We start from the raw sequence: 8,665 nt of genomic DNA on the forward strand, positions 1-8,665 counted from the left end.
CCGTGATGTCCTCAGCCTGTGAACGTCAGATCGGTGATGGCCTGCTTGTAGCCGGGATCGCTGAACTCGTCCCCCGGCGCGTGCGGCAGCGCCGTGAACCAGACGAGGACGTACCGGCTGGCCTTCGGCTTCTCGATCTGGACGTGCGCCGAGGTGTCGCTGGTGGTGACCGAGCCCAGCTCGGTCATCGACGAGATCGGCACCGAGGAACTCATGGAGTCCGTCGCGTACAGCGAGACCTTGGTGTGGTCGCCGCTGAACAGCAGATCGATGTCCGCCGCCGTGACCTCCCGCTCGGAGCCCAGGTCGTAGACGATGCCGACGCCGGGCTTGAAGGCCGGGTTCATCTCGGGTCCGTCGACGAAGCTCTTGGTGCGCCAGTAGGTGGAGGCGTCCCCGTCGTAGGTGTACGGCACCTCGTCCGTCGCCTGGGCGGAGCCCTGGGCCACATACTCCTGGGCACCGGCGATCTCTATCGGCGGCGGGGGCTTCGTCTCCTCGCCGTTGGTCTTGTCCTCGTTGTCCGTCGTCTGGGTCTGATTGGTGTCGTCGGACGTACCGCCCTGCTCCAGCAGGGCGTCCGCGAGCTGCCAGCTCCCCAGGCCCAGCGCGGCCAGCAGCAGCGCCGAGACGGCCCACTTCAGGGCCTTGCCGGTACGGCTCTGGAGCGGGGGCGGCGGCTGGTGCACCGGCTGGGTCTCGTTGGGGCGCGGCGCCGACCGGCCGTAGGAGCCCTGCTGATAGGTCGTGCGCTGGTAGTCGGGCGGGGCGGTGAAGGCCGGCTCCGGCGGGCGGATGCGGGGCATCTCGCTGATCGCCTTGACCAGTTCCTCCGGGGTGGTGCACGGCGCCTCGTGCCGGGAGGCGGTGGCGCCGTCGTTGGCCAGGGCACGCATCGACAGTTCGGACAGCCCGCGATGGATTCCGGCGCGCACCTGGTCGGGGGCGATCAGGCCGACGCCCTTCGGCAGCCCGGACAGCCCATGGGCGTCACTCTCGTACGGCCAGCGCTGGGTGAGGGAGGCGTACAGCAGTGCGCCGATCGCCTCGGTGTCCGTGCGCTGCGGGGTGTCGGAACCGATGCCGCGCAGCGCGGCGTTGACCGCGAGCCCGCGGATGCGCCACTGCCCGGTGGAGGTGCGCAGCACGGCGTTGGGGTTGAGGCGCAGATGGGCGAGGCCCTCGCGGTGTGCGGCGGCCATGGCGGCGGAGATCTGGCTGACCATCTGGTAGGCGTCGTGCGGCTCCAGTGGGCCGGAGGCGAGCAGCGCGGTCAGTTCGGTCGCGTCGGGCAGCCATTCGTGCACGACGTAGACGAGGTCGTTCTCCTCGACGGCGTCGAGGACTTGGACGAAACGGGGGTCGCCCAGCAGCGCGGAGGAACGGGCCGCGGCGAGGACGGAACGGGCCCGGGTGTGCTCGGCGGGCAGGAGATGGACGCCGACGGCCCGCCGGAGTTTCTCGTCCACCGCACGCCAACTGCTGAATCCGTCCAGACGGGTGACGCACTCCTCCAGGCGGTAGCGCCTGGCGAGTTTGTGGCCGCTGTGCAGTTCGGGCGGCGAGGCAGGCCCGGGATGCCCGCTCCCGCCACTCCCCTGCGCCTCGTCGTGCTCCGCTTCCGGTTCCTGCTGGTCCACCCCGTCGGCCGTGGACTGGTCCGCCTGGTCCGGCTCGGCGGTCAGCGGCTCGTCGCCGCCGTTGTCTGCCACGTCGACGGCAGCCCTGCTCCGATCCGCCACCGTCGTCCCTGCCTCCCCATCCGTTGCGTCTGGTACGACGCCGAAACCAATTGTGCCCACAGTCCGGCGCTATGCACGACACACGGCGGCGGACGATGGTTGTGCGCGTACCCCTCTCAGCGGCCCAGACGCCCGCGGACCATGCCGACCATCGAGTTCAGCTCCTCGATGCGCATGCGGCGGGACGCGATGAAGAAGATGCCGAGGAGAACGGCTCCGCCGCCGAGCAGCGCGGCGAACGAGCCGAGGACGCCCTGCCCGAGGGACTGCGTGATGCCGTAGCAGGCGGCTCCGCCGAGCAGCGCGCCCGGGACCGCGGCGATGCTGAGCCGGGCGTAGGTGCGCAGCACCCGGGAGCCGTCGAGGTCGCCGCCGAGCCGCTTGCGCAGCCGGCTCCAGGCGACGCCGACGCCGATGACATAGGCGAGTCCGTACGAGGCGGCCATGCCGATCACGGCCCAGCGGGCGGGCAGCAGCAGGAAGCACGCGGCGGACGCCCCGGCGTTGACGGCGGCCACGATCACCGTGTTGTAGAAGGGGGTGCGGGTGTCCTCGTAGGCGTAGAAGGCGCGCAGGACGACGTACTGCACGGAGTACGGGATGAGGCCGATGCCGAAGGCCATCAGCATGTAGCCCATGTTGGTGGCGGCGGCGGTGCCGGAGGAGCCGAAGATCAGGGTGCACATGGGGATGCCGAGGGCGACGAAGCCGAAGGCGATCGGGACGATGGCGACGGCGGTGGTGCGCAGGCCCTGGGAGATGTCGTCGCGGACGGCTCCGGCGTCGTCCTCGTGGGCCGAGCGGGAGATCCGCGGGAGCAGGGCGGCCATCAGGGAGACGGTGATGATGGCCTGCGGGAGGCCCCAGATGAGCTGGGCGTTGGCGTAGGCGCTGAAGCCCGTACCGGCGATGTTGGTGTCGGAGACGGCGGCGGTGGCCAACTGGGTGACGACCAGGGCGCCCGCCTGGTTGGCGAGCACGAACAGGATGGTCCACTTGGCGAGCATCGCCGCCTTGCCGAGGCCGTGGCCCTTCCAGTCGAACCGCAGCCGCATCCGGAAGCCGGTCTCGCGCAGATACGGGATCATCGCCAGCGCCTGGACCACCAGGCCCAGCAGGACACCGGCGCCGAGGAGGCGCTCGCCCTGCGGGGGGATGTTGTCGACGGTCATCCCGGAGTCGGCGGCGCTGCCGTAGACCCACAGGAACATGCCGAGGGTGGCGATGATGACGATGTTGTTGAGGACCGGGGTCCACATCATCGCGCCGAATCGGCCGCGGGCGTTGAGGATCTGGCCCATCACCACATGGACGCCCATGAAGAAGATCGTGGGCAGGAAGTAGCGGGTGAAGGTGATGGCGGTCTCGTTGGCGGCGGCGTTGGTGGCGACCGGGTTCGACAGCGCCCGCACCAGGTACGGGGCCCCGAGCACGGCGAGCACGGTGAGCGCGCCGAGGACCACCATGACGAGCGTCAGCAGCCGGTTGGCGTACGCCTCGCCGCCGTCCTCGTCGTCCTTCATGGCGCGTACGAGCTGCGGGACGAAGACCGAGTTGAGGCCGCCGCCCACGGTCAGGATGTAGATCATGGTGGGGAGCTGGTAGGCGACCTGGAAGGTGTCGCCGAGCAGGCCCACGCCCAGCGCGGAGACGATCAGCGCCGAGCGGATGAAGCCGGTGAGGCGGGACACCATGGTGCCCGCGGCCATCACGGCGCTGGACTTCAGCAGGCCGCCCGCCCGGCCGCCCTTCTTCGGCGCGGCCGGAGCGGCGGGCGCTTCCTGCGACTGCGACTGCGGCTGCGACTGTGGCTCGGGCGCCGGGGACTCGGGCTGTTGCTGCTGGTAGGGGGCCGGGGAGCCGCCGTAGGCGCCCTGCGGGGCGGCCTGCGGGACCTCGGCGTACTGCTGCGGCGGGGCCTGCTGGTACGGGGGAGCGGCGTACTGCGCCTGCTGCGGGGCGGCGGGCTGCGGATACGCGCCCTGGCCGGGCGCGTAGGCGCCCTGGTGGTAGCCGTCGGCCCGGAAGTCCTGGAAGTCCTGGAAGTCCTGGTGGGAGGGGTGCTGCGGGGCCGCGGCCGGGCCGGGTACCCCGGGATGGTCCGTGCGCACCCCGCCGTACTGCTGGTCGCGGAAGAGATGCGCGAAGGCGTCGTGCTCGGGGCGCTGGTCACCGGCCTGGGTGACGAGGTCGTCGACCCCGACGTACTGGGTGGTGCGGGGGTCGTCGCCGAGCGGCAGGTACTGGGTGGGGCCCTCCGGCTCCGGGGCGGGCGTCTGCGCCCACACCCGCGGATCGGGGGCGTACGGCGACTGCTGCGGCTGCCCGTACAGGGGCCCCTGCGGGTAGGTGCCGGGGGGCGGCGGCGGGTGCGAGGCACGGTCGTAGAGGGCCTCGGCGACCGGGTCCTGCGCGGTGAGGTCCTGTGCCCGGTAGGGGTCCTGGTCGTAGGCGTCCTGGAGGTACATGTCCGGCGCCTGCTGGTGCGGCGTCGGCAGGCCGGGCTCGGGCGGCGGGCCCTCGGGGTGGCCCGAGCTGCCCGCGGCCCGGCCGCGGTCACCCTCGTACGGCGCGTTCATCGTTACCCCACCTCATCGTCCCGGGCCGACGGGCCACGACATTCAACGGTCCACTCTCTCACCCGTCCGGGACGGGCCGGGGCTTTCCGCTGCGGTGTCCGGGCCCGGGTCACTCGGCTGCTGAGGGTCGTGTGCCCCCGGCCGGGTGCCGGACTCCTCCGTGCGGGGGTCCCGGGAGTCAGGACGGTTTCCGGGGGGTGCGGGGTTCTCGGGGGGTACGGCGTTCCCGGCGGGGTCGGTGTCCGCCGGGGGTGCGGTCGCCGGGCCGGTTCCGGCGGTTCCGGCGCTCGGGGCGGTGCCGTCGCTGTCGTCGCCGTCCGTACCACCGGTGCCGTCGGTGCCGTCGCTCTCGCCGTCTTCGGTGCCGGGCTCGTCGTCCGGGTGCTCCCCGGCCGACGCGCGGGCCGCCCGCTTGCGCTGGGTGTACATCCGGAACCCGGCGAGCACCAGCAGCAGGACACCGCCGCCGATCACCAGCATCACCGTCGCGGTGATCTCGGTGACCTTCACATCGAAGGTGACCGGGGCCCCGTACGCCTGGCCGTCCTCGGTGAAGAGCTGGGCGATCACCGTCACCCGGCCGTTGGCGTTGGCGGAGGTGTCGAACTTGACCGACTGGCTGTGCCCGCCGGAGACCGAGACCGGCTGCTCGGCGTAGGCGTTGCCGCCGATCTCCAGCCGGGTCGGGCTGGTGGAGGTGAGCCGCAGCACCAGATGGTCGACGCCCTGGACCAGGTTGTTCTGCACGGTCACCGGGATGGTGGCGCTGCGGCCGGAGAGCTTGGTCTCCGACTTCTGGATCAGGCTGACCTGGCCGACCAGGGCGTCGAGATAGTTCTCCACGCCGTTGCGGAAGCTGGCGGCCTCGGTGGCCCGGCCCCGCCAGGAGGTGGACATCTCCCGGTTCATGGCCCGCCCGAACGGGGTCACCACCCGGGACTCGTCGCTGAGGATCACCTTGAAGTTGTCGAGCTTGTCCTGCGTGGTGGCGATCTCCTCGAACGCCGTGGCCGGCAGTTCCTGCTTGCGCAGCGAGGAGGGGTACCGGGAGGCGGACGGCACCTTGGTGGTGGCCCCGGGGTCCGGCCGGGCCTCGGCGGTCGCGGTGAGGTTCTGCGCCTCGGACCAGCCGCTGCTCTGGAGCGTGGCCACCGCCCGGGCCATGGCACGGGCCTGGCTGGCGGTCGGCATCCGGTCGGGGGCGACGAGGATGCTGCGCTGCTGGTCCGACTGGAGGTTCAGCATCAGGCTCTGCGAGAGGAAGGTCTGCACGGCGAGCGAGTCCGCCGACGCGGTCGTCAGATCGCCCTCGAAGGCGGTCGACAGCCGCGCGTCCGCCACCACCGCCGTCGTCCCGCCGCCGATCGGCCGGGCCGCCGACGGGGTGTACGGGAGCCCGCCGGTCTCCTCCAGGCTGTCACTGCGGGCGATCACGGTGTCCGCGCCAGCCGAGGTGGCGACCTTCACGATCGACGGGTCGACCGCGCCGTCCACCGGCCAGGCGAAGTCGGTGACCGGCTGCACATGGAGGATCGGCTCGACGGTGTTGGCGATGACGTCGGTGGCTTCCTTGAGGCGGCTGAGCGAGCCGGTGACCTCGGTGCCGTTGTGCGCGAGGGAGGCGAGGTCCGGGTCGCCGAAGGGCAGCGCGACGACCTCCTTGCCCGCCACCGCGCCCTGGAGGTCGGCCAGCCACTGCTTGGCGACCGCCTGATGGGTGCCGGGCGTGGTGGTGCCGCCGGGGCCGCGCACCTCGTAGGTGCGGGTCATGGCGTCGACGGAGGCGAGCAGATCCGGGTCGATCACCCAGGTGACGTCCAGCTCCCGGCCCAGCGCCACGAGCTGCTCCAGACGGCCGCCGGGGGAGATCTCCCGGGCGAGGTCGTCATTGAGGAAGACCGGGGTCTGCTGCTCGTTGGAGTCGGTCTCCGCCGTCATGTGGACCGTGGAGATCAGCGGCCACAGGAACGTGGTCCTGGTGCGGGTGTCGGTGCCGTCCGGCTGCCAGGGGAGGAACGTCCGCTGGAAGCCCAGCACCTGCTCCCACTGCTGGGCGGCGGTCTGGCCGGACAGCGCCACCCCGAGCTGGTAGACACCGCTGCTGCCCAGGTCCAGCTCGTCGACCGGCACGGACAGGGTGAAGGGCCGGGCGACCCCGGGGGCGAGCCGGTCGAATTCCTGGGAGTGGTCGCCGCCGACCGGGGTGCCGTCGGCGCCCGGGCTGTACCCCTCGCGCTCGGCGGCGTCGTCGATGTCGGAGCGGGTGGTGAGCTTCGGGCCCATCCGCAGATCCACGGTGGCGTCCGTGACGGCCTGCTCGCCCTGGTTCGTGACCGTCCCGGAGACCGTGACGGTGTCGCCCTCGCCCGGGATGCCCGGCGTGACCGAGTCCACCGCGACACTGACCGTGCGGGAGCCGCTGGCGGTCGGCAGGGAGGTCTGCCCGGCCGCCTGGGCGGTCGGTGCGGCGGGAAGCTGGAGCAGGCCCGCCAGCAGCGGCGCGCCCGTGAGCAGGACTCCTGTGCGCCGTAGCCATCGGCGGGCACGTGAGGGACGCGTCCCTGGGATGTCTGCCGCATCGGCCACGCGCTTCGCCCGTCCCTCGTCGTCGTCAGTGCTCGTCGGAATGTGCGTCCACGCATGGTAACGATGCGCGCTGAGGGGAAGTGCCGCGGACCGTTCCGCAAGATCGGGGAGGACGGTTTCGCCCGCTGCGGGCGCCGGATAATGGGGGCGCCGGGCGTCCCCGGGGCCACGTACCCTTTTCAGTTGTGCCGAACGCCAACGAAGACAATCTCACCGCCCCGGGCCGGGTGGCCGACCGCGAGCCCGACGATCTGCTGCGGATCGCCCCGGTCGCCGACGATCTCGCCCGCCGCTTCCAGGCGGCCGGGTTCCGGCTCGCCCTCGTCGGCGGCTCGGTCAGGGACGCGCTGCTCGGCCGGCTCGGCAACGATCTGGACTTCACGACCGACGCCCGCCCCGAGGACGTCCTGAAGATCGTGCGGCCCTGGGCCGACGCCGTCTGGGAGGTCGGGATCGCCTTCGGCACGGTCGGCGCCCAGAAGGACGGCTACCAGATCGAGGTCACGACCTACCGCTCGGAGTCCTACGACCGGGCCTCACGCAAACCCGAGGTGGCCTACGGGGACTCCATCGAGGAGGATCTGGTCCGCCGGGACTTCACGGTGAACGCCATGGCGGTGGCCCTCCCGGAGCGGACGTTCATCGACCCGCACGACGGCCGCGCCGATCTGGCGGCCCGGGTGCTGCGGACGCCGGGCACCCCCCAGGCGTCCTTCTCCGACGACCCGCTGCGGATGATGCGGGCCGCCCGCTTCGCCGCCCAGCTCGACTTCGAGGTGGCCCCCGAGGTCGTCGCGGCGATGAAGGAGATGAACGCCCGGCTGGAGATCGTCTCCGCCGAGCGGGTCCGGGACGAGCTGAACAAGCTGCTGCTCTCCACGCACCCCCGCAAGGGCCTGACCCTCCTCGTCGACACGGGCCTCGCGGACCGGGTGCTGCCCGAGCTGCCCGCCCTGCGGCTGGAGAGCGACGAGCACCACCGGCACAAGGACGTCTACGACCACTCGCTGATCGTTCTGGAGCAGGCCATCGCCCTGGAGCGGAACGGCCCCGATCTCACGCTGCGGCTGGCCGCCCTGCTGCACGACATCGGCAAGCCCCGCACCCGGCGCTTCGAATCGGACGGCCGGGTCTCCTTCCACCACCACGAGGTCGTCGGCGCCAAGATGACCAAGAAGCGGATGACGGCGCTGAAGTACCCCAACGACCTGGTGAGGGATGTCTCCCGGCTGGTCGAGCTGCATCTGCGGTTCCACGGCTACGGCACCGGGGAGTGGACCGACTCCGCCGTGCGCCGCTATGTCCGGGACGCGGGACCGCTCCTGGAGCGGCTGCACAAGCTGACCCGCTCGGACTGCACGACCCGGAACAAGCGCAAGGCCACCGCGCTCTCCCGGGCCTACGACGGGCTGGAGGAGCGCATCGCCCAGCTCAAGGAGCAGGAGGAACTGGACTCGATCCGCCCCGATCTCGACGGCAACGAGATCATGCGGCTCCTCGGCGTCGGGCCCGGCCCCGCGGTCGGCGACGCCTACCGGCACATGCTGGAGCTGCGGCTGGAGAACGGGCCGATGGAGCACGGGGAGGCGGTGGCCGCGCTCAAGGAGTGGTGGGGGGAGCGGTCGCCGGGGTGAGGCGGACAGGGCTTCGGATCTGAGGCCGGATATGAGGCGGGATAGGGGGGTGGTCGCGCACGCCGTCGCCGAAGAGGTTGAACGCCAGCACGGTGATGAAGATCGCCACGCCCGGGATCACCAT

Annotated in this window: 4 protein-coding genes; 1 reads left to right on the forward strand and 3 read right to left on the reverse strand. The window is 71.8% G+C overall.

Features of this window, described 5'->3' with window-relative positions:
* Positions 1 to 11 precede the first annotated feature (11 nt).
* From AB0O01_RS25720 to AB0O01_RS25730, 3 genes are all read right to left on the reverse strand, one after another.
* Complete coding sequence (locus AB0O01_RS25720; RefSeq protein WP_365316861.1) at positions 12 to 1,742, reverse strand: protein kinase family protein; 1,731 nt, start codon at positions 1,740 to 1,742, stop codon at positions 12 to 14.
* A 116-nt stretch (positions 1,743 to 1,858) separates the two neighbouring features.
* Entirely contained in the window at positions 1,859 to 4,321 is a 2,463-nt protein-coding gene (gene murJ, locus AB0O01_RS25725) for a murein biosynthesis integral membrane protein MurJ (RefSeq protein WP_365316863.1), read from the reverse strand.
* Between the two features lie 42 nt (positions 4,322 to 4,363).
* Positions 4,364 to 6,907: a DUF6049 family protein gene (locus AB0O01_RS25730; RefSeq protein WP_365316865.1), complete on the reverse strand. Its 2,544-nt coding sequence runs from the start codon at positions 6,905 to 6,907 to the stop codon at positions 4,364 to 4,366.
* Positions 6,908 to 7,092: 185 nt separating this feature from the next.
* Between AB0O01_RS25730 and AB0O01_RS25735 the strand changes: the two genes are divergently transcribed.
* On the forward strand, positions 7,093 to 8,541 hold the full coding sequence (locus tag AB0O01_RS25735) for a CCA tRNA nucleotidyltransferase (RefSeq protein WP_365316866.1): 1,449 nt from the start codon (positions 7,093 to 7,095) through the stop codon (positions 8,539 to 8,541).
* The last annotated feature ends 124 nt before the right edge of the window (positions 8,542 to 8,665 follow it).

It is taken from the genome of Streptomyces sp. NPDC093252 (assembly GCF_040683675.1).
Taxonomy (GTDB): domain Bacteria; phylum Actinomycetota; class Actinomycetes; order Streptomycetales; family Streptomycetaceae; genus Streptomyces.